The 20631-nt window shown below is 75.3% G+C and carries 15 protein-coding genes, 1 pseudogene and 1 riboswitch; of the genes and pseudogenes, 13 read left to right on the plus strand and 3 right to left on the minus strand.

Going from position 1 to position 20631, the window contains the following annotated elements; genetic code table 11:
- The 12 genes and pseudogenes from GQS09_RS18290 to GQS09_RS29660 all read left to right on the plus strand — a co-directional run.
- Positions 1 to 793 (plus strand): annotated as a pseudogene (locus tag GQS09_RS18290) (acetate CoA-transferase); the annotation flags it as partial.
- On the plus strand, positions 790 to 1899 hold the full coding sequence (locus tag GQS09_RS18295; RefSeq protein WP_165987578.1) for a 3-oxoacyl-ACP synthase III family protein: 1110 nt from the start codon (positions 790 to 792) through the stop codon (positions 1897 to 1899). The pseudogene GQS09_RS18290 and the gene GQS09_RS18295, both read left to right, overlap by 4 nt.
- Positions 1896 to 2879, plus strand: coding sequence for a ketoacyl-ACP synthase III (locus tag GQS09_RS18300; RefSeq protein WP_165987580.1), 984 nt, complete (start codon positions 1896 to 1898; stop codon positions 2877 to 2879). Before GQS09_RS18295 ends, GQS09_RS18300 begins: the two co-directional genes overlap by 4 nt.
- 196 nt (positions 2880 to 3075) lie before the next feature.
- Positions 3076 to 3906: an SDR family NAD(P)-dependent oxidoreductase gene (locus GQS09_RS18305; RefSeq protein ID WP_165987582.1), complete on the plus strand. Its 831-nt coding sequence runs from the start codon at positions 3076 to 3078 to the stop codon at positions 3904 to 3906.
- Positions 3907 to 4070: 164 nt separating this feature from the next.
- Positions 4071 to 5285 (plus strand): CaiB/BaiF CoA-transferase family protein, encoded by a 1215-nt coding sequence (locus tag GQS09_RS18310; RefSeq protein WP_207957991.1) that lies wholly within the window; start codon positions 4071 to 4073, stop codon positions 5283 to 5285.
- Between the two features lie 30 nt (positions 5286 to 5315).
- Positions 5316 to 6296, plus strand: a complete 981-nt coding sequence (locus GQS09_RS18315) for a ketoacyl-ACP synthase III (protein ID WP_165987584.1) — start codon at positions 5316 to 5318, stop codon at positions 6294 to 6296.
- Positions 6297 to 6446: 150 nt separating this feature from the next.
- A complete protein-coding gene (locus tag GQS09_RS18320) occupies positions 6447 to 7751 on the plus strand; it encodes a beta-ketoacyl synthase N-terminal-like domain-containing protein (RefSeq protein WP_165987587.1) in 1305 nt (434 codons plus the stop codon).
- The gene (locus GQS09_RS18325) at positions 7748 to 9304 is read left to right on the plus strand and encodes an SDR family oxidoreductase (RefSeq protein WP_165987589.1); all 1557 of its coding nucleotides are present in this window, start codon (positions 7748 to 7750) and stop codon (positions 9302 to 9304) included. Before GQS09_RS18320 ends, GQS09_RS18325 begins: the two co-directional genes overlap by 4 nt.
- The gene (locus GQS09_RS18330; RefSeq protein ID WP_165987591.1) at positions 9301 to 10218 is read left to right on the plus strand and encodes an SDR family NAD(P)-dependent oxidoreductase; all 918 of its coding nucleotides are present in this window, start codon (positions 9301 to 9303) and stop codon (positions 10216 to 10218) included. The genes GQS09_RS18325 and GQS09_RS18330 overlap by 4 nt, the downstream gene beginning before the upstream one ends.
- Positions 10215 to 11966, plus strand: a complete 1752-nt coding sequence (locus GQS09_RS18335) for an AMP-binding protein (RefSeq protein WP_165987593.1) — start codon at positions 10215 to 10217, stop codon at positions 11964 to 11966. Before GQS09_RS18330 ends, GQS09_RS18335 begins: the two co-directional genes overlap by 4 nt.
- A 9-nt stretch (positions 11967 to 11975) precedes the next feature.
- Positions 11976 to 12992: an amidohydrolase family protein gene (locus GQS09_RS18340; RefSeq protein WP_165987595.1), complete on the plus strand. Its 1017-nt coding sequence runs from the start codon at positions 11976 to 11978 to the stop codon at positions 12990 to 12992.
- Between the two features lie 67 nt (positions 12993 to 13059).
- Positions 13060 to 13185, plus strand: a riboswitch (TPP riboswitch).
- 519 nt (positions 13186 to 13704) lie between these two features.
- Positions 13705 to 15579: a cellulose binding domain-containing protein gene (locus GQS09_RS29660; RefSeq protein ID WP_243761534.1), complete on the plus strand. Its 1875-nt coding sequence runs from the start codon at positions 13705 to 13707 to the stop codon at positions 15577 to 15579.
- A 271-nt stretch (positions 15580 to 15850) separates the two neighbouring features.
- Here GQS09_RS29660 and GQS09_RS18350 read toward each other — a convergent pair whose 3' ends face one another.
- Positions 15851 to 16492 (minus strand): NAD(P)H-binding protein, encoded by a 642-nt coding sequence (locus tag GQS09_RS18350; protein ID WP_207957993.1) that lies wholly within the window; start codon positions 16490 to 16492, stop codon positions 15851 to 15853.
- An 83-nt stretch (positions 16493 to 16575) separates the two neighbouring features.
- A complete protein-coding gene (locus tag GQS09_RS18355) occupies positions 16576 to 17538 on the minus strand; it encodes an EamA family transporter (protein ID WP_165987599.1) in 963 nt (320 codons plus the stop codon).
- Between the two features lie 78 nt (positions 17539 to 17616).
- On the opposite strand from GQS09_RS18355, the gene GQS09_RS18360 reads away from it, so the two are divergent.
- Positions 17617 to 18567: a LysR family transcriptional regulator gene (locus tag GQS09_RS18360; RefSeq protein WP_165987605.1), complete on the plus strand. Its 951-nt coding sequence runs from the start codon at positions 17617 to 17619 to the stop codon at positions 18565 to 18567.
- Between the two features lie 344 nt (positions 18568 to 18911).
- On the opposite strand, the gene GQS09_RS18365 is transcribed toward GQS09_RS18360, so the two are convergent.
- The coding region (locus GQS09_RS18365; protein ID WP_207957990.1) for a hypothetical protein at positions 18912 to 20631 on the minus strand (1720 nt) is incomplete at its 5' end.

Consider the following 20631-nt stretch of genomic DNA (forward strand, 5'->3'; position numbering starts at 1 on the left):
GGGACGCTCCGGCCGGACCGCCCGCCGTGCACGTCCGGCGCCGGCCGCGGCCACCACCGGCGAACGCCACGTCGTGCTGGCGGCCCGGGCCGTGGCCCGGCGGGTCCGGGAGACCGGCCGGCGCACCGTGCTGGCGGGAATCGGCACCGCGCACCTGGCCACCTGGCTCGCCGCCCGGCTGCTCGCCCGCCGGGGTGTCCGGCTCCAGGTCTGTGCCGAACTCGGCATGATCGACTTCACCCCGGCCGGCGGCGACACCTTCCTGTTCTCCCAGCGGCACGCCGCCCGGTGCCGGCAGACCGGGGGCGTCCTCGACGTGCTGGGCGGCCTGGTGGCGGGCGGCGCCGATCGCACCCTGGGCGTGCTGTCCGCGGCGCAGATCGGCGCGGACGGCGCCCTCAACACCAGCCGCACCGACGACGGCCGCTTCCTGGTCGGCTCGGGAGGCGCCAACGATGTCGCCTCCCACGTGGACACCGTCGCGGTGGTCCGCTCCTCCCCCCGCCGCTACCGGCGGGCGGTGGACTTCACCACCAGCCCCGGCCGCCATGTCGGCCTGGTGGCCTCCGAATTCGGCACCTTCCGCCGCGAACGGCCGGGCGGCCGGTTCGTCCTGGCCACCTGGTACCCGCACGGTGACGGCGGGACGCCCGGGGACGGCCCGGCCGCGGCCGTCGCCCGCCGCACCGGATGGCCGCCCCTGATCGCCCCCGGCCTGCTGACCGAGGAACCGGTCTCGGCCGGTGAACTCGCCCTGCTGCGCACCCTGGACCCCGAAGGCGTCTACCGATGACCCACTCCCGCCCCTCCCTCTCCCCCGCCCACGCCCCCGCCGGTGCCGGTGCCGGGCGGCACCGGCCGCTGCCGGGCGCCCCCGTGGTGCTCGACGGCGTCGGCCACGACTTCCCCGGCCCGCCGGTCGGGAACGACTACTTCGAGAGACTCCCCGGCCTCGCCGTCGACGACGCCTGGATCCGCCGCCGCACCGGGGTGTCCGCCCGGCACTGGGTGCCCGAGGACCAGTACCCGGTGGACGCGGCCGAACGGGCCGCCCGGCGGGCGCTGGACGACGCCGGGCTGCCGCCCGGTGACGTCGACCTGATCGTCGGCACCAGCGCGACGGCCCGGCCGCGGGTGAACCCCACCGCGCCCGGCAACAACTACATGGACATCGCGCTGCCCGTGCAGCGCCGGCTCGGCGCCCGCCGCGCCGCCTGCCTCGATGTGACGGGCGTGGCCTGCGCCGGGTTCCTCAGCGCCAGCGCGACGGCCCGGGGCCTGCTCGGCACCCTGCCGTCCGCCCGGACCGCCCTGGTGGTGTGCGCGGAGAACCCGCGGCCGATCCTCAACTTCTCCTACCGCAACGCGGTGCTGTTCGGCGGCGGCGCCGCGGCGGGCCTGTGGCGGCGCGCCGAGGACGCGCGGGACGGCATGCACGCGCTGGCCCTGCACTCGGACGCGTCGCACTACGACGCCTTCGACATCGACGAAGAGGACAAGATGGTGATGCACGGCAAGGTGGTCGGCGACCTCGCGCCGTCGCTGCTGCACACGGTGACCGCCGAGGCGCTGGACGGAGCCGGTCTGCGGCTCGGCGACGCCGACTGGATCATCCCCCACCAGGGGAACATCAACCTGATCCGCGACACGGCCGCCCTGCTCGGCCTCCCGGAGGACCGCACCCTGCTCAACATCGGCCGCCGGGGCAACACCTCCAGCGTCAGCGTGCCGGGCTGCCTGTCCGAGCACGTGGCGGACGGCACGGTCCGCCGCGGTGACCGGGTGCTCAGCATGGCCATCGGCCGCGGCTTCAGCACCGCCGCCATGGTGTTCAGCTACGGCACGCCGCGCGCCCTGCCCGGGGCGGCGTCCGGCGTGCGGAACGGAGCGGCGGCATGACCGGCCCGCGCCGGCCGCGGGCGCCCCGCTGGGCGGAGCACGGACTGGCCGTGACCGGGGCCGGCCGGTACTACCCGCGCCGCCGGGTGGCCACGCCGGACACCGCCCCGGCCCGGCAGGAGGGCCGGGGCGGCACGGCCGTGCTCGGCGACATCTCGGTGCGCGCCCGCCACATCAGCGACGAACGGGAGGACGTGCCGTACATGGCCGCCGCGGCGGTCACACAGGCGCTGGAGCACGCCGGGCTGCGCCCGGCCGACGTGGACCTGCTGATCCTGAGCAACTGGACGACACCCCCGTACCTGCCCGAGTACGCCCCGCAGGTGGCCGACCGCATCGGGGCCGGCGGCTGCCTGGCCTTCGACGTGTCGGCGGCCTGCGCGGGCTTCGTGCACGGGGTGCAGCTGGCCGCCGGCCAGCTGGTCGCCATGCCCGAGCTGCGCACCGCCGTGGTGGTGAGCTCGGAGCAGTTCAGCCGCCGGGCCCGGCCGGGCAGCCGGGGCGAACTGGTCTGCGGGGACGCGGCGGGCGCGGTGGTGCTGGAACGGCCGGCCGGCCGCCGCGCCGGCCTGCTGGACTCCACCCTGACCAGCGACGGGAGCCGCTCCGGGCTGGTCACGGTACGGATGCCCGAGGGCTGGATCAGCAGCCGCCCCGAGGTGCCCGAGCACGCCGCGGCCGGGCTCGTCGCCTCCTGCCGGGAACTGCTGGAGCGCAACCGGATGCGCCCGGAGGACATCGACTGGGTGGTGCCGCACCCCGGCACCGACGCGGTCCACCGGCGGCTGCGGGAGCGGCTCGGCATCCCGGCGGAACGGTACGCCTTCAACTTCCGGGACCGGGCGAACACCGCGAGCGCCTCCATTCCGATCGTGCTGGCCGAGTTCTCCGAGGCCGGGATTCTCCGGCCGGGCGATGTGGTGCTGGCACCGGCCATCGGCTCGGGCTGGTACCACGGCGCGCTCCTGTTCCGGCTGTGAACCGGGACCGCCGCCCGGGCAGAGCGCGTGGCGGAACAGGCCGGGCAAACCGAGCGGACCCGAACGGACCGAACGGACCGAACGGACCGAACAGACCGAACAGACCGAACAGACCGAACAGACCGAACAGACCGAAGAGAACGAAGAGAACGAAGAGAACGAAGAGAACGAACAGAGCCAGCGAAGGACTCCGCGCATGACGCTTCCGCCCGCCGGGCCCGCCCGGCCCGCCGCCCCGGACACCCCCCGCCGGGCCGTCGTCACCGGCGGCAGCCGCGGCATCGGAGCCGCCGTCGCGCTGCGGCTGGCGCGGGAGGGCATGCGGACCACCGTCGCCGCCAGGGACCCCGGCCGGCTGGCCGAGCTGCGCCGCAGGGCCCGGGAGGAAGGGCTCGACCTGCGCACCCGGCAGACCGACGTGCGGTCGGCAGGCAGCGTGGACAGCCTGTTCTCCGGCCTCGCCGACGACGGCGGGGTGGACGTCTGCGTGCACGCGGCCGGCCGCAACCTCTCCCGCAGGCTGCTCTCCCCGCCCCGTGACGGGCGCCCGTCCTGGCGGACGCACGGCGAGCAGGAGTGGCGGGAAACCGTCGACCTGTGCCTGACCGGGGCGTTCCTGGTGGGCCGGGCCGCCGCGCACACCATGGCCGCCGCCGGGCGCGGCGGCGTGATCGTGCCGCTGGCCAGCTGCACCTGGCGCGGCTCGTGGGGTCAGTCGGCCTATGCCGCGGCCAAGGCGGGGGTGGTGTCGCTGACCCGGAGCTGGGCGCTGGAGCTGGGCGAATACGGCATCCGGGTGGTGGCGGTCGCCCCCGGGGTGGTGGACGGGGAGGCACTGCGCGAGCGGCTGGCCGCGGAGCCCGCGCACGCCGCGTTCCTGGAGCGGCTGCGGCGCACCGTTCCCCTGGGCCGGTTCGCGGCCGAGGAGGAGGTCGCGGAGACCGTGCTCCACGCGGTCCGCAGCGGCTATCTGACCGGGACGGTCCTGGAGGTGGACGGCGGAGGATTCCCGGCCCGCGTGCCCTGACGGACACCGGCGGGCACGGAGCGACGGCCCCGGCGAGGACGACGGGCAAGGCCGGCGAACGAGGAGCACCGACGAAGACGACGCACAAAGACGACGCACAAAGACGACGAACGAAGACGACGCACGAGGAGGGACACGCCGTGCGGGAGCCAGGGACCGGCCCGCTGGCCGGACTGAGAGTCGTCGAACTCGCCGGGATCGGCCCGGCGCCGTTCTGCGGCATGCTGCTGGCCGACCTCGGCGCCGACGTGGTCCGGGTGGACCGCCCGGGACCGGGGCCGGGCGAGCACCTGGAGGCACACGACCTGCTGAACCGCGGCAAGCGCTCCGTGGTGCTCGACCTCAAGGCGCCCGCCGGCCGGGAGGCCGCCGCGGAGCTGGCGGCCCGGGCGGACGTGCTGCTGGAGGGATTCCGCCCCGGGGTGACCGAACGGCTCGGCCTCGGCCCGGCGGACTGCCACCGCCGCAACCCGCGCCTGGTCTACGGCCGGATGACCGGGTGGGGCCAGGACGGGCCGCTGGCCCGCACCGCGGGACACGACATCGGCTACCTCGCCCTGTCCGGCGTGCTGCACGCGGTCGGCCGGGCCGGCGAGGCCCCGCGGATACCGCTCAACCTGGTGGGGGACTTCGGCGGCGGGGGCATGTACCTGGCCGTGGGGGTGCTGGCCGCGCTGCTCCGCAGGGGCCGGGACGGCACGGGGCAGGTGGTGGACGCGGCGATCGTGGACGGCGCCGGACACCTGTCCACGATCCTGCACGGCATGCTGGCCGCCGGGCAGTGGCGCGACGAACGGGGCCTCAATCTGCTGGATTCGGGGGCGCCGTACTACGACGTGTACGAGACCGCCGACGGCCGGTACATGGCGGTGGGTGCGCTGGAGCCCGCGTTCTACGCCGAGTTCGTGCGGCTGCTCGGCGTGGCCGGCCGGGTGCCCGGGGACCGCGGCCCCGGGAAGTGGCCCCGGCTGCGGAAACTCTTCGCCGAGGCGTTCCGCACCCGCACCCGGGAGGAGTGGACCCGCGTGTTCGAGGGCACCGACGCCTGCGTCTGCCCCGTGCTGTCGCTGCGCGAGGCGGCCCGCCACCGCCAGCTCGCCTCCCGCGGCACGTTCGTCACCGTGGACGGCGTGGAACAGCCCGCACCGGCCCCCCGGTTCTCCGCCACACCCGCCGCCGCGCCCGGCCGGCCCCCGCTGCGGGGCGAGCACAGCGCCCAGGTGCTCGCCGAGTGGGGTGCCGGGGACGCGGACCGGCTGCTCGCCGAGCGGGCCGCGGTCCAGCGCCCGGCCGGGCAGCGGCGGCCGGTACCGCCGGTCACCCCCGCGGCGCCGGAACAGTACCCGCGGGCCCCGGCCGGACGGCCGGAGGGTTCCTAGTGTCGTGGTATCCGTCCCTGGAGGTCCTGCATGGCACGCGGCGAGATCTGGAAGCACAGCGGGATCGAGTTCGCCGGCACCGGCCGGTACTTCCCGGAGGAGTTCCTCTCCAACGAGGGTGCCGAGCCCGAGCACACCACGGAGGCGGAGCGCAGGGTCCTCGGCACCGGCGGGGTGCGCACCCGCCACCGGGCCGCCGACCACGAGGACATCGCGCACATGGCCACCGAGGCGGCCCGCAAGGCCCTGGCCGCGGCCGGGACCGATGCCTCGGAGGTGGACCTGCTGATCCTGAGCAACTGGACCGACCGCTGGTGCGCCCCGGAGTGGGGGGCGCTGGTCGCCACCCGGATCGGTGCCCGCCGCGCCATGGGCTTCGACATCTGCACCGGCTGCGCCGGGTTCGTGCACGGGGTGCACACGGCGGCCATGTACCTGACCTCCCCGGCCCGCTACCGCACGGCCGTGGTGGTGTGCTCCGAGCGGTTCTCCCGCCGGGTGCGGCCGGGCTCCCGCGGCGAACAGGTGGTCGGCGACGGGGCAGGAGCGGTGGTGCTGCGCCGCACGGCCGTTCCGGGCGGCGGCGCGGGCCGGGGGCTGATCGACTCGGTGATGCACAGCGACGGCGAACTGGCCGGGATGACCACCGTGCACCCGGGCAACGGCTGGGTCCGCAGCCGTCCGGAGCTGAACGAGGTGGCGGTCACGCATGTGGTGGGCGCGGCACGGGAGCTGATGGAGCGCAACGGCCTGGCCCCCGAGGACGTCGACTGGGTCGTCCCGCACGCCGCCACCGAGCCGTTCAACCAGGGGTTCCAGTCCTCCCTCGGCATCGAGCGGCACAAGATCCTCAACAATCTCGCGGACCGCGGCAACACCTCCAGCGCCTCCATCCCCACCACTGTCTCGGAGGGCCTGGACAACGGCACCATCCGCCCCGGCGACCTGCTGCTGTCGGTGTCGCTGGGCGGCGGTGTGTGGTGCCACGGGGGCCTGGTGTACCGGATCTGAGCCGCGGCCGCCCACCCGTCCCGTCCCGCCAGGCCGCCCCGCACCCGCCCCCGACGCGACGGCGCGGGCACGCCGCAAGCACGCCAGAAGCACATGGGAGCACGTGGGAAGCACGCAGGAACAGGAAGCAGGAACAGGAAGGAGCCGGGCATGGGAGCTCTCCGGGACCGGGCCCGGGACCCGCTGGTGACGGGCATGGGCTTCTGTCTGCCCGGCACGGACGGCCTGACCGCCACCCCGGACGACTTCTGGGACATCGTCTCCACCGGCCGGGTCCTCATCGACCGCGGGGACCGCTGGTTCGGAGTGATCGAGGCCGACCCGCTGGCCGAGGCCGCCGACCGGTGGCCGGACGTACCCCTGCGCCACCTGGCCAACTGCTCGACCGTGCAGCTCTACGCGCTGATCTCGGCCGCCGAGGCCTGCCGGGACAGCGGGCTGAGCCCGGAGGGCGGAGACCTGGCCGGGGCCGGGCTGCTGCACGGACGGCACTGCCTCGACGCGAACGCCGTGGTGCAGCGGAACGCCCTCTCCGCCGATCCGGCGGCGACCGCCCCCGAGGACGCCCGCCGGCTGGTGACCCGCACCATGGTGGGCGGACAGCTCAACGACACCGCCCTGGCACAGATGTCGGCGCTGCGCACCACCGGGCCGTGCCTGACCGTCACGGCGTCCTGCGCCTCCGGCGGCGTGCTGTTCGGCATCGCCCGGCGGATGATCACGGACGGCGAGGCCGACGTGGTGCTCGTCACCGGTGCCGACCACTACGACACCGGCCGCCGGGACCGGTTCGACGCGGTGGCCGCCAGGGCCGCCGAGGGCCTGGACCTCACCGGCTCGGTCGGCGTCACCGCGCGCATGATGCGCCCCTACGACCACCGCACGGGCGGCCTCAACGTCGGCAACGGCGCGGCCACCGTGGTGGTGGAGAGCCGGGAGCACGCCGAGGCGGGCGGGCGAGCGGACCGGGCCCGCGCGGAGCTGCTGGGCCAGAGCACCCGGCGCAGCCCGATGCGCAGCACCATGGCCGTCGACGAGGCCGGCGAGGGCGTGTCGCGGGCCGTGCTGGCCTGCCTGTCCGGCCGGCTGGAGCCGGACCGGGTGGACTACGTCAACGGCGGGGCGGAGGGCTCACCGGTGTTCCACCCGATGGAGTCGGCCGCCCTGCGGACCGTGTTCGGGGACCGGGCGGCGGAGCTGCCGGTCAGCGTCCAGGAGGCATGCTTCGGGCACAGCGGTTCCCCGCTGGGGCCGATGGGGGTGGCGGCCGTCGCGCTGATGATGCGGCACGGCCGGATCTGCCCCACGGCGGCCTGCGAGGAACCGGACCCGGCCTGCGTCTTCGACCCGGTGGCCGACGGCACGGCACGCGAACTGACGGTGGATCACGCGCTGTCGCTGAACTACGGCAGCGGCATGGTGTCCAGCGCGATCCTGCTGGGGCGGGCGCGGTGAGCGGCCGCCGCGCCCCGGGCGTTCCCTCCGCCGCCGCCCGGCCGGCCGGGGACCCGCCGGCCGGGGACCCGCAGCCGCTCGCGCCCCGGCCGCTGACCCGCGCCGTGACCCTCGCACCGGGCGGCGGTCCGGCAGGTGACGCCGTGGCGGCCGTGCTGCGCTCGCTGGGCCTGGAGGTACTCGGCGGTCCGGCCGCCCGGGCCGCCGGACCGGCCCCGGCCCACTGCGCCGTGCGGATCGGCAACCGCTGGTTCGGGGCCCGGCCGTCCGCCCCGCAGGCCCGCCCGCTGGACCGGCCCGCGCTGCGGGCCGCGGCCCGCCGGCTGTGCGAGGCCGGCGGCGGCCGGATGGTCCTGCTCACCGACGCCTGCGGCCCCGCACTGGGCGGCGACCCGGAGACCGCCGCGTCGCACGCCGCCGACCTGCACTGGTGGAACGAGCTCGCGGCCCGGGTGGCGGGCCGCGGGGTGGCCGTGAACACCGTCCGGGTCGGCTACGCGCCGTTCCTGGGCCACCGGCTCTCCCCGGAGCAGGAGGCCGATCTGCTGCGCTGCCAGGCGGTCCGGCGGCCGGTGGAACCGGCCGATCTGGCCGGCGCCCTGGGCCTGCTGCTGAGCGAACGCGCCGGCAACATCGTCGGTGAGACCGTGCCCCTGGACGGCGGCCTGGACCGCGCGGTGGTGCCCTTCGGCGGCACGGGCCGCACCCGCCCCCGGTCCGCGCCGGGGCGGGCGGCCGGCAGCCCGTGGTCGCTGCACGGGCGGCGGGTGCTGGTCACCGGCGCGAGCAGCGGCATCGGTGCGGCCTGTGCCCTGCGGCTGGCCGCCGCGGGCGCCCAGACGGTGCTCGCCGCGCGCCGCACCGGGCCGCTGGAGACCCTGGCGGCACGCATCCGGGACGGCTCCGGCCCGCCCGCGCACGTGGTGCCGGCGGACCTGGCCGAACCGGGCGCCGGGCCGGCGCTCGTGGCCCGCGCCGAGGAGCGGGCCGGGGCGGTGGACGGCCTGGTGCACGCGGCCGGTGTCCTGGAGCTCGACCGGCCGGGGTCCCCGCCGGCGTGGCAGCGGATGTACCGGATCAACCTGTTCTCCCTGGTCGAGCTGGCCGACGAGCTCGCCGGCCGGTGGACCCGGCGCCGGGTGCCAGGGGTGATCGTGCCGATCGGTTCGGTCTCCGCGCAGATCACGCCGGTGCCGCAGGTGCAGAACTACGGCGCCGGGAAGGCCGCCGTCGCCTGGTACTCCTCGCACCTGGCGACGACGCTGGCCCGGCACCGCATCCGGATCAACACGGTGCTGCCCGCCGGGGTGCGTACCCCGATGGAGGAGGCCGCGGACCCGGCGTTCGTCGAGGCGTCGATGCGCCGGGTGCCCAGCGGGCGTTTCAGCACCCCCGAGGAGGTGGCCGAGCTGGTCGCCTACCTGGCCGCCCCGGTGTCGGACGGGCTGACCGGGGCCCAGCTGCGGATCTGCGGCGGCGTGGGCACGCTGCGCCCGCTGCCGGAACTCCTTCCCGGCAGCGGCCCGGACGACGAGACCTGGAGGCTGCCGTGAACGGGAAGCACGCAGACGGCCCGGCGACCGGCGGGACCGCGGGAACCGGCGCAGTCCCGGGGGCGGCCGGCGGGGACCGGCCGCTCGCCGGACGGCTGGCGCTGGTCACCGGCGCCTCGTCCGGCATCGGGGCGAGCGCCGCCGTGGCCCTGGCCGCCGCCGGCGCCGGGGTGGCGCTGGCGGGCCGGCGCGCCGGACTGCTGGCGGAGGTACGGGAACGGGTGCGGGAGCAGGGCGTTCCCGGGCACGCCGTCCCGGTGGACCTCTCCGCGCCGGACGCGGTGCCCGCCCTGGTGGACGCGGTGCGGCGGGAGGCCGGCCGGGACCCGGACATCCTGGTGAACAACGCCGCGGCGGCCCGCTCCGGTCCGCTGCACCGGCAGGCTCCCCGCCACTGGGACCTGGTGCTGCACCTCAATCTGACGGTGCCGTTCCTGCTGTCCCGGGCGCTGCTGCCCGGGATGCGGGAACACGGCCGCGGCTGCGTGGTCAACATCGGCTCGGTGGGCGGGCTGCGGGCGCTGCCCGGTGCGGGCCCCTACGCCGTCGCCAAGCACGCGCTGCACTTCATGACGGAGCTGCTGGACGCGGAGAACCGGCCCGCCGGGGTGCGGGTGCTGTGCCTGGCCCCGGGATGGGTCCGCACCGGGATGGCCCTGGACCCCCGGCGGGCCGGGGTTCCCGAGGATCTGCCGCTGAGCCCGGAGGAGTTCGCCGCGGTGCTGCGCTGGGCGGTCTGCCTGCCGGAGCGGGTGGCGGTCGGTCCGGTGATCCCGGTCGGGCCGGCCAGTGAGCGGGCCTCCCTGGAGGCGGTGTGGTCGCGGCTGGCCGACGCGGACCGGCCGCCCTGGCAGCCGCAGCCCCCCTCCGGCGCGCCCTCCCCGGAAGCAGCGCCCGGCCCGAGGAAAGGATGAACACCGTGCCCACGCTGCTCGACCCCGCCGATCCGGCCGTGCCCGCGGCCCGGGACTGCGTCCTGGGCCCGGTGCTGCGCGAGCGGGCCGCGGCCCATCCCGACCGGGTGTTCGCCCTGTTCGAGGACGGCAGCCGGTGGAGCTACGCCGGCGCCCTGGACGCCGCCCGGCGGGCCGCGTCCGGCCTGCGCGCGCTGGGTGTCCGCCACGGGGACACGGTGCTGGCCTGGCTGCCGAACGGGCCCGCGGTCCTGCGCTGCTGGTTCGGCGCGAATCTCCTCGGCGCGGTGCACGTCCCGCTCAACACCGCCTACCGGGGCGCCCTGCTGCGCCATGCGATCGAGGTCTCCGGTGCGCGGGTCATGGTGGTGCACGCCGACCTGCTGCCCCGGCTGGACGGCGTCCGCCTCGGCCGGCTGGAGCGGGTCGTGGTGGTGGGGCGGGAGCCGGCCGGCCCCGCGGCGCAGGCCCTGGCCCGGCGCGGCATCGCGCTGCACCCGGCGGAACTGCTGACCGCCCCCGCGGGCCGGGACGGGGCGGAGGAGCGGCCTCCGGACGCCGGGGACGAGGTGCGGCCGTGGGACACCCAGGCCGTGGTGTTCACCTCCGGCACCACCGGGCCGTCCAAGGGGGTGCTCAGCTCGTACGTGCACCTGTACTCCACCGTGAACGCCGATGTGCACGGCCATCAGGGGCCGGACGACCGCTATCTGGTGAACCTCCCGCTGTTCCACGGCGCGGGCATGATCGCCACCTACTGCATGCTGCTGCTGGGCGGCTCCGTGGCGGTGGTGCACGGCTTCGACACCCGTGACTTCGTGCCGGTCCTGCGCCGGACCGGGGCCACGGTCTGCACCCTGCTCGGCGCCATGGCGGCCTTCCTGGCCGGCCGGCCGCCCGTCCCCGGCGAGGCGGACAATCCGCTGCGGACGATCTGTCTGGTGCCCTCCGTGCCGGAGGGCGAGGTGCTGCGGCGCCGCCTGGGCGCGGACACCGTCTACACCACCTACAACATGACCGAGATCTGCGCCCCGCTGATCTCCGGGCCGCACTCCGGGGAGCCGGGATTCTGCGGCCGGGTGCGGCCGGGCGTCGAGGCACGTCTGGTGGACGGGCACGACCGTGAGGTGCCGGCGGGTGCCGTGGGGGAACTCATGGTGCGCACGGCGCGGCCGTGGGCGCTCAGCCACGGCTACGCCGGCATGCCGGAGGCGACCGTGCGCGCGTGGCGCAACGGCTGGTTCCACACCGGCGACTGTTTCCGCCGGACCGCGGAGGGCGACTACTTCTTCGTCGACCGGGCCAAGGACGTGATCCGGCGGCGCGGCGAGAACATCTCGTCGTTCGAGGTGGAGACCGCGGTGCTGGAGCATCCCGGCATCGCGGAGGCCGCGGCGGTGGCGGTGCCGGGGGCGGGCGGCGAGGACGAGGTGATGGTGGTGACCGTGCCGGCCGAGGGGGACGCGGCCCCGGAGCCGGCCGGGCTGGTGGAGTACCTTCGGCCCCGGCTGCCGCACTTCATGATTCCCCGCTACGTCCGGACCGTGGACCGGCTGCCCCGCACCCCGAACAGCAAGGTGGAGAAGCACCTGCTGCGCGAGAGGGGGGTCACCGCCGACACCTGGGACCGGGAGGCGGCCGGTGTCGCCGTCCGCCGCGAACGGATCGGCGCGGAACGGTCCGGCGGGCAGCGGTCCGGCGGGCAGCGACCGGGCGGGGCGGGGTCCGGGCGGGAACGGACGGACTGAGGCGGCGGCATGCCCGTACCGGTGACCGATGTCTGTGCGCTGTGGTACGACCGCGACTGCTGGCGGTTCTTCCTGCACCGGCTGGCCCGGGTCGCCCCGGCCTACTTCGAGCGGTTCGGCGCACTGCTGGCGGGCGGCTTCGGTGCGGACGCGGCGGAGTACCGCCGAGTGCTGCGGGAGCGGGGTCCGGACCCGGCGATCGAGGTGCTGGTCCGGTTCCACCCGGCGGACGGCGACCCGGACGGACACCTGGCCTCGCTGGACGCGCAGGGAGTGGTGACCGAGGTCGTGCACGGCATGCCGGGGCGGCTGCCGGGGGGCGAGACGGTCAACGAGCGGCTGGCCGCACTGGTCGGCCGGCTGGGGCCGGCCGGCGCCGGGCGGGTGCGGCCGTGGGCGGGGATCACCCTGCTCGACCCGGAGGCGGCGACCGCGGAGATCGCCCGGTGCGCCGCCGCCGGTTTCACCGGGATCAACGTGGCCCCCTTCTACGAGGGCGTGGCGCCCGGTGACCCGCGGGCGGCCCCGGTGTTCGCCGCCGCGGCCGGGCACCGCCTGCCGGTGTGGGTGCACTGCGGCAACAACTTCCGCACCGACCAGCCGATGGACCTGTGCACCTGGCGGGACCTGGACCGGATCGCCGGGCGCCACCCGGAGCTGGTGCTGGTCGCCGGGCACGCGGGCTGGCCGTGGATGCTGGAGACGGTGGCCGTCGCCCAGCGCCAGCCCGGTGTCTATATCGATCTGTCGACGCATCGGCCGCGGCGCATGTCCCGGCCGGGTTCCGGCTTCGCCCCGCTGCTCGCCTACGGCGGGACCACGGTGCGGCGCAAGGTGCTGTTCGGGACGGGCGGCCCGTGGGTCCACCCGGTGGGTGTGCCGGAGCTCGCCGCCGAGGTGCGGGCCCTGGATCTTCCGCAGGGCGCCGCCGAGGACTGGCTGCACGGCAATGCGGCCCGGCTGCTGGGCGAGCCGGCCGCCGGGGCGGCCGCGGCGGCACCGCAGACGCCACCCCATTCGGGTTGATATGCCCGTTTTGTTCGATTATCCTGGAAGGGCCTACGGGGCGAGCGAGGGAGCTCGGCCGGACGGCTGGATGGGCTGATGGCCCGGAAGGCCGCCACGACCGGGCTGAGAGGCCGGAAGGTCGCAGGACCGGACGGCGACCTCCAGAACCTGATCCGGACAATGCCGGCGCAGGGAGCCCACCTCGTAGGCCCTTTTCCTGCCCGGAACGGACCGGCCCCCGACCCGGCCGGTTCCGGATCGCCCTTCACGGGACACCGGACTTCACGGGCCACAGGACTTCACGGGACACCGGACTTCAGGGGACACCGGACCCGGGACCGCGGCGGACGAGACGCCCGCCCGGGTTGACGGTGACATGGCAGGTCGTTAACGTGCTACCGATTCACCACTGAGAACGTCGTTCGCCATGCCGAACGTGTCGGCGCAAGCCGCCACCGCACAAGGCGATCTCTCCACCCTCACACCAGGAAAGACCCGCGAGACGGCCTGCGCACGTCCAGCCGTGCCGGCACTTCACAGCCCTGCATGGGAGCGCTCCCAACCGTCGGGGAACTCCGGGCGCGGAGCGGACATGACCACCGCGGACCGGCCGGGGGCCGGAAACAGCGCACACCACCGCACACGTCCAGGAGGGAACATGACGATACGCCGGAGTGAATCCGGGGCCGCGGCACCGAAAACCCCGAGCCGGAGGTCCGTACTCGCCGCGATGGGGGCCCTGCCGGTCGCCGCGGCCACCGCGCAGGCCCTGGGGGTCTTCGGGGCACCCTCCGCAGCCGCGGCCGCCGATGTGCTCGTCGATCCCTCCGCCGAGCGGCAGACGATCCGGGGCTTCGGCGGCATGAACCACACCGTCTGGATCAACGACCTGACACCCGCTCAGCGGGACACGGCGTTCGGCAACGGCGAGGGGCAGCTGGGGTTCTCCGTGCTGCGCATTCCCGTCCACGAGGACCGGGCGAACTGGAGCCGGGAGGTGGCGACGGCACGGCGCGCCATCGAGCACGGGGCGACCGTCATCGCCTCCCCCTGGAATCCCCCGGCCCACATGACCGAGACGTTCGTCCGCGGCAGCCAGACCGACGCGAGGCGCCTGCGGTACGACATGTACGGGGCCTATGCGCAGCACCTGAACGACTTCCACGGGTTCATGAGGGACAACGGCGTGAACCTGTATGCCATCTCCGTGCAGAACGAGCCCGATTACGCGCACGACTGGACGTGGTGGACCCCCGGCGAGATGGTCCGGTTCCTGAGGGAGAACGCCGGCTCCATCGGCACCAGGATCATCGCGCCGGAATCCTTCCAGTACGTGAAGAGCTTCTCCGACCCGATCCTCAACGACCCGGCGGCGCTGGCCAATGTGGACATTCTCGGGGCCCACCTCTACGGCACGCCGTACGGGAATTTCCCCTATCCCCTCTTCCGGCAGAAGGGCCAGGGCAAAGAACTCTGGATGACCGAGGTCTACCACCCCAACAGCAGCGATTCGGCGGACCTGTGGCCGCAGGCGCTGGAGGTGGGGCAGCACATCCACCACGCCATGGTGGACGCCGAGTTCCAGGCGTATGTGTGGTGGTACATCCGGCGCAGCTACGGTCCCCTGCGCGAGGACGGGCAGATCAGCAAGCGCGGCGCCAACATGGCGCATTTCTCGAAGTTCGTCCGCCCGGGATACGTGCGGATCGACGCGCCCTCGAATCCCCAGGCCGACCTCTACACCTCCGCGTACAAGGGAGGTGACTCCACGGTGGTCGTCGTCGCCGTCAACAAGGGAACGTCGCCGGTGAGCCAGCGGTTCACCCTGGCCGGCAGCACCGTGTCCCGGGTCTCGTCCTGGGTGACGGACGCCGGCAGGAACCTCGCGCCCCAGGGCGCGACCAGCGCATCGGGCGGCTCCTTCACCGGCGAGCTTCCCGCCCGGAGCGTGACGACCTTCGTCATCGACCTGGCGCCGTCCACCGGGGGCGACACCGAGCCGCCCACCGCGCCCGGCGCTCCGACCGCCTCCGGGGTCACCGCCACCTCCGTCACGCTGAGCTGGGCGGCCTCCGCCGACAACGTGGGCGTGGCCGGCTACGACGTGGTGCGGATCAGCGGCGGCAGCGAGTCCCCGGCCGCCAGTGCGACGACCAACCGGGCCACCGTCACCGGTCTGACCGCCGGCACCGCCTACACCTTCGCCGTCTACGCCCGGGACGCGGCCGGCAACCGCTCGGCCCGCTCCGCGACCGTCACCGTGACCACCTCCGGCACCTCCTCGGGCACCTGCGGTGTGGACTACCGGGTTGCCGGGGACTGGGGCAGCGGCTTCCAGGGGGAGATCGTCCTCCGCAACACCGGCACCGCCGCCCTCAGCGGCTGGACCCTGGCCTTCACCTTCACCGCCGGCCAGACCATCGGCCAGATGTGGGGCGGCACACCCGCGCAGAGCGGCGGCACGGTGAGCGTCACCCCGGTGGACTGGACCCGCACCATCCCGGCCGGGGGCTCCGTCACGATCGGCTTCATCGGCAGCCGGGGCAGCACCAACCCGGCCCCGGCCGCCTTCACCGTCAACGGCAGCACCTGCGCGGTCGCCTGACGGCGACGACCGACAGGGGGTGCTCCCCCGCGAAGCGGAACACGGTCAGGGCGTCACGCGGAAGGTGGCGTCCTGNCGTCAACGGCAGCACCTGCGCGGTCGCCTGACGGCGACGACCGACAGGGGGTGCTCCCCCGCGAAGCGGAACACGGTCAGGGCGTCACGCGGAAGGTGGCGTCCTGACGGCCGGTCCTGGAGGAACCGCTGCCGGCCGGGTCGGGGCGCCCGGCGGCGGAGCTGCGAGAAGCCTGCCGGGCGGGGGCCGGACTCCTCACGCCGGCGCGGGTGCGTCCTGGTGGACGACCGTGATGTGCTGCTCGCGGCCGGGGTTCTCGATCTCGTCGGCGACGGCGACGGCCAGGTCCTCGGCGCTGATCCACGACCGGCCGTCGGCGGTGGTGAGCAGGGTGTCGGTGCCGCGCCGGTAGCGGCCGGTGCGTTCGCCTGGCCGGAGCAGGGCCGGCGGGCTGAGGTACACCCAGTCCGCGGCGCCGTGGGTCTGGCAGGCTCGCAGCTGGGCGACCCCGGCGGCGGCGACGGCCCGGTACTCGGCGGGCACATGTGCCGGGTTGTCGGCGACCAGCAGGTCCCGGTCGCCCGGACTGCGCAGGGCACCGGCGCCGCCGATGACGAGGACGCGCATTCCGCGCGGGGCGGCGATGTCCAGCACGGTACGGGTCGCGCCGACCAGGAACTCGCGGTCGGCCGGGACGGTGCGAACGGTCACCACAACGGTGTCGGGGACGGCGGCGTGGGCGGCTGAGCCGGACAACGCCGCGCGCAGGGCGCGCGGGTCGCCGGCGTCGACCGCGATCCGCGTCACGCCGGGCGGCGCGCTCGCGGGCTTGCGTGACAGGGCGAGCACCCGGTGCCCGCGGGCACTGGCCTCGCCGGTCACCCGGCTGCCCACCATTCCGGAGGCACCGAGCACGGCGACCGTCCTGCGCCTCGTCACCGGACCTGTCGTCACCGGACCTGTCGTCAGCGGACCTGTCGTCACCGGAACCGCTCCTCCCGGACGAGGTGTCCCGTGCGCCTGCCGCGGGCGACGCGTGCGCGCAGGTCCGGGGAGTTGAACTGCGCGGCGAGCATGGCCGTCAGGGCGAGCGCGAAACCGGCGGTCTGCAGCGGGCTCAGCGACTCGCCGAGCGCGATGCCGACGACGGCCGCGACCAGCGGAGACAGCAGCACCAGCGGTGCGGACGCCCCGACCTGCAGTCTGCCGATCCCGCGGAACCACAGCGTGTAGGCGATCAGGCCGCCCATGCTGCCGAGCCAGAGGTAGCCGCCGGCCGCCCCGGCATCGATGCCCTGCGGCACCCCCTCCACCGCCAGGGTGAGCGGGAGCAGCAGCAGACCGCCGGCCGTCAACTGCCAGCCGGCCAGGGTCAGCGGACCGGCCCCCGCGGGGCGGCCCCAGCGCTTGGTGAGGACGATGCCGCCGGCCATGGCGGCCGCACCGCCGAGGCCGGCGAGCACCCCCACGGCGTCCAGCCGCGCCTGCGGCCCGAGCACGACGAGGCCGACGCCCAGCACGCCGAGGACGCCCCAGGTCCAGCGCCACGCCGACGGCCGGTCCCGGAGCACGGCCATGGCCAGGCCGGCGACCAGCAGCGGCTGGGCGGCCGCGAGAGTCGCGGCGACACCGCCCGGGAGCCGTTCGGCCGCCAGGAACAACAGGGGGAACAGCGCGCCGATGTTGAGGACGCCGAGGACGGCGGTCTTCCACCACCAGTCCCCGCGCGGGAGGGCACGGGTGAGGGCCAGCCCGGCCAGACCGGCGGGCAGGGCACGCATCAGCCCGGCGAACAGCGGATGCCCGGGCGGCAGCAGTTCCGTGGTGACGGCATAGGTGGTGCCCCAGGACGCGGGGGCGAGGGCGGTCAGCGCGACGGTCCCCGCCTGATGCGCGGACCCGGTCCGCGTCAGGCCCGGCGACCGCTCGGTCAAGGTCTGCATGCGAGGCAGTCTCGGCATTCCGGTCCATGACTCCAAAGCATGCTTGCCATGTCAGCCATGAAGGAGAACGATGGACCGGTGGACCTGCAGCAGATGCGGTACGTCGTCGCCGTCGCCGAGACCCGCAACTTCACCCGTGCCGCCGAGCGCTGCTCGGTCGTGCAGTCCTCGCTCAGCCACCGGATCGCCGGCCTGGAACGGGAGCTCGGCGTCCGGCTCTTCGCCCGGTCCAGCCGCCGCGTCGAACTGACCAGTGCCGGCGCGGCGTTCGTCGCCGGCGCCCGCGAGTGCCTGGCCGCCGCCGACCGGGCGGCCGCCGACGCCGCCGCGGCGAGCGGCGTGGTGCGCGGCCGGCTGGCCGTGGGCGTGATCGTGACCACGGCCGCCGTCGACGTACCCGAACTGCTCCAGCGGTACCGCGCCCGGCACCCGGAGGTCCGCGTCGTCCTGCGCTCGGGGCGCAGCGACGACATGGCGGCGGCGATCCGGGCGGGCGACCTGGACATCGCCTTCCTGGGCCTGCCGGAGGGCGAACGGCCGGCCGGGGTGGAGACGGTCGTGCTTGATCACGACCGGCACGTGCTGGTGGTGCCGGCCGGCCACCGGCTCGCGGGCGCGTCCCGGGTCACGCTGGCGGAGATCGCAGCGGAGACCTTCGTGGACTTCGCGGCCGGGACACCCGCCCGGGCCCAGTCCGACCAGGCATTCACCGCAGCCGGCCTGGTCCGCGACGTCGCCTACGAGGCCGGCGTGGTGGAGCTGATGACCGGGCTGATCGCGCGGCGGCTCGGAGTCGCGCTGATGCCCTCGGCATTCATCCGCCCGCTGGCCGCCGACGATCCGGAACTGGTGCTGGTTCCGGTGGTGGACGGTCCGCGCCGGGTCGAGTACCTGGCGTGGAGCCGGTTCAATCCCAGCCCGGCGACGCGCGCCATGCTCGGCGTCCTCGGGGTCGGGGCACCGGCACCGCGCGGGCGTCCGGCGACGGCCGCGCCGCCCCCCGCGGCCCGGCCCGCCCGGCCTGCCTGACCCGGCACGGACCCGGACCGGCCGCCTTCCTCGCAGCAGGCGGCCGGCGCACCGGGCGCGCTGCCGGCCCTCGTGGACCGGGCCGGGCATTCCGCGCCCCTGGTCCGGGTGGTCGTGCCCGGTCCGCCCGCCCGGTGGTCACTCGCCCTGGCCGGGTGTGGTCAGGCGGTGGAAGCCGGCCAGGCGGGGCGGGATGACGAAGGGGAAGGAGGCGCCGTGCCGTAGTTCCGCCTTGATTGAAGTCAACGGCGGGAGGCGGGGCGAGGGGGGTGCGGTGCGGCGGCACCGCACCCCCCTCGCCCCGAACGCGTGCGGGCGGCCCGGGGAGAGGCGGGCAGGGGCCGTCAGTCGAGCTGGATGTAGTCCACTTCCGCGTAGCCGGCGCCGCCGCTGTAGTAGGGCGCGCCCTTGGCCAGGCGGATGGTGTTGTACCCGGCGCGCAGGTCGACGGTGGCGGTGGCGGTGGCGCCGAAGGAGCCCCACGCGCCGGTGGGGGCGTAGCGCACCTCGGTCCACGGTCCGCCGTTCCAGGCCAGCCCCTGGGTGGCGGTGGCCCCGGTGGCGTTGGCGTAACCGATGGTCAGCCGGTAGCTGCGGGTCGCCGGGACCTGGACGATGAAGTCCACATAGGAGTCGGTGCGGAAGTCCCCGGTGTTGTCGATGCCGCCGACGTACCTGTGGTGGGAGGCGGAGCCGGACGAGCGGCGGTCGGCGCGGAACACCGAGGCGTTCTCGGCCTCCCAGCGCTGCTGGGGGGCGGGCTGGCCGCCGGCCGGGGTGATCACCATGCGGTAGGCGGAGGTCGCCGACATGTTCTGCACCGGGACGGTGATCCGGCCGCCGGAGACGGAGTGGACCGTCTCGCCGATCAGGGCGGGGCCGCCGACGTGGGTGAAGCGGTCGGACACCGGTGTGCTCTCCAGCCGTACCCGCACCTGGGACCCCAGGTCGCCGAGGCCGGTCACCACCACGGTGTTGTTGCCGGACTCGTTGCCGAAGACCACGTCGACCCGCCGCCGGATCCGGTCGTGGGCGGCGAAGCCGTCGATGCCGGTCCGGCTTGGCGGGGAGGTCGCCACCATGGAGCCGGCCAGTTCCCCGTACCAGGTGTACAGCCAGTACACGCCGGTCGGCTGCCCCTGCGGGGTGAGCAGGCCGCCCACCGTGCCGTACTCGTGCCAGAACGCACGGTGCGCCGAGCGCACCCGGGCTCGCTCGAACTTGGCCAGGTAGCTCACCATCACCCCGGGGATGTTCATCTCCTCGGGGGCGCCGTACTCGTTGATCGCGATCGGGCGGGGGCTGATGCCGAGCTGCTGCTCCATCGCGCGGTAGTCCGCCACGTTCGCGGCGATGTCCGCCGGGCCGCCCAGCTCGTGCCAGCACATGATGTCGGGCAGGGTCCCGGCGGCGCGCGTGGCGGTGAGGAAGGAGCGGATGTAGTCCCGGCGGTAGTGCGTGGTGCTGGGCCCCACGATCGGGGTGACGGGGTCCAGGGCCCGCACCCGCCGGAAGGTCCTGGTCCATCCGTCGTTGAACGGACCGGCGGCCGCGGTGTCCCAGGTCCAGTCCGGCTCGTTCCACAGCTCCCAGCCCTCGATGTTGGACACGGCGGTCGCCGCGAGCCGGTCCTGCACCTGGAGATCGACCCGGCCCAGCCAGTCGTTCCAGCTCACCCAGCGGTAGGGGAAGTCCGGATAGATGTCGGGCATCCGGATGATCACCGCCGCCCCCGTGCGGTCGGCCTTGGGCGCGGTGACCAGCGCGTCGCCGCCGGGCGGCTGGCCGTTGGGACGCTGGCCGACGCGCGGGGCGGGCTGGGTGACGGAGTGCATCCGCAGCGGCAGCAGCAGGGAATCGGCGGGGAAGGTGTTGTCCCGCAGCGCGTAGAGCCCGCCCGAGGCGGCACGGGTGACCGGGCCGATGGCCTCCTCGGCGCGCACGGTCAGGGTCGAGTTGGCCGCCCGGGCAATGCCGGGCCGGGCGGCGAGTGCCAGGCCGAGGGCGGCCGCCGCGCCCGCGGTCACGGCGCGGCGGCTCGGCATGCGGCCGGCGGCCGGTGCG

It is taken from the genome of Streptomyces sp. YIM 98790, assembly GCF_011421595.1.
Taxonomy (GTDB): Bacteria; Actinomycetota; Actinomycetes; order Streptomycetales; family Streptomycetaceae; genus Streptomyces.

Bases quoted from the DNA above. Each gene is read 5' to 3' on its own strand.
- GQS09_RS18335 (WP_165987593.1), top strand. From the start codon at position 10,215: ATGAACACCGTGCCCACGCTGCTCGACCCCGCCGATCCGGCCGTGCCC.
- GQS09_RS18350 (WP_207957993.1), bottom strand. From the start codon at position 16,492: ATGGTGGGCAGCCGGGTGACCGGCGAGGCCAGTGCCCGCGGGCACCGG.
- GQS09_RS18315 (WP_165987584.1), top strand. From the start codon at position 5,316: ATGGCACGCGGCGAGATCTGGAAGCACAGCGGGATCGAGTTCGCCGGC.
- GQS09_RS18300 (WP_165987580.1), top strand. From the start codon at position 1,896: ATGACCGGCCCGCGCCGGCCGCGGGCGCCCCGCTGGGCGGAGCACGGA.
- GQS09_RS18340 (WP_165987595.1), top strand. From the start codon at position 11,976: ATGCCCGTACCGGTGACCGATGTCTGTGCGCTGTGGTACGACCGCGAC.
- GQS09_RS18305 (WP_165987582.1), top strand. From the start codon at position 3,076: ATGACGCTTCCGCCCGCCGGGCCCGCCCGGCCCGCCGCCCCGGACACC.
- GQS09_RS29660 (WP_243761534.1), top strand. From the start codon at position 13,705: ATGGGGGCCCTGCCGGTCGCCGCGGCCACCGCGCAGGCCCTGGGGGTC.
- GQS09_RS18295 (WP_165987578.1), top strand. From the start codon at position 790: ATGACCCACTCCCGCCCCTCCCTCTCCCCCGCCCACGCCCCCGCCGGT.
- GQS09_RS18355 (WP_165987599.1), bottom strand. From the start codon at position 17,538: ATGCAGACCTTGACCGAGCGGTCGCCGGGCCTGACGCGGACCGGGTCC.
- GQS09_RS18320 (WP_165987587.1), top strand. From the start codon at position 6,447: ATGGGAGCTCTCCGGGACCGGGCCCGGGACCCGCTGGTGACGGGCATG.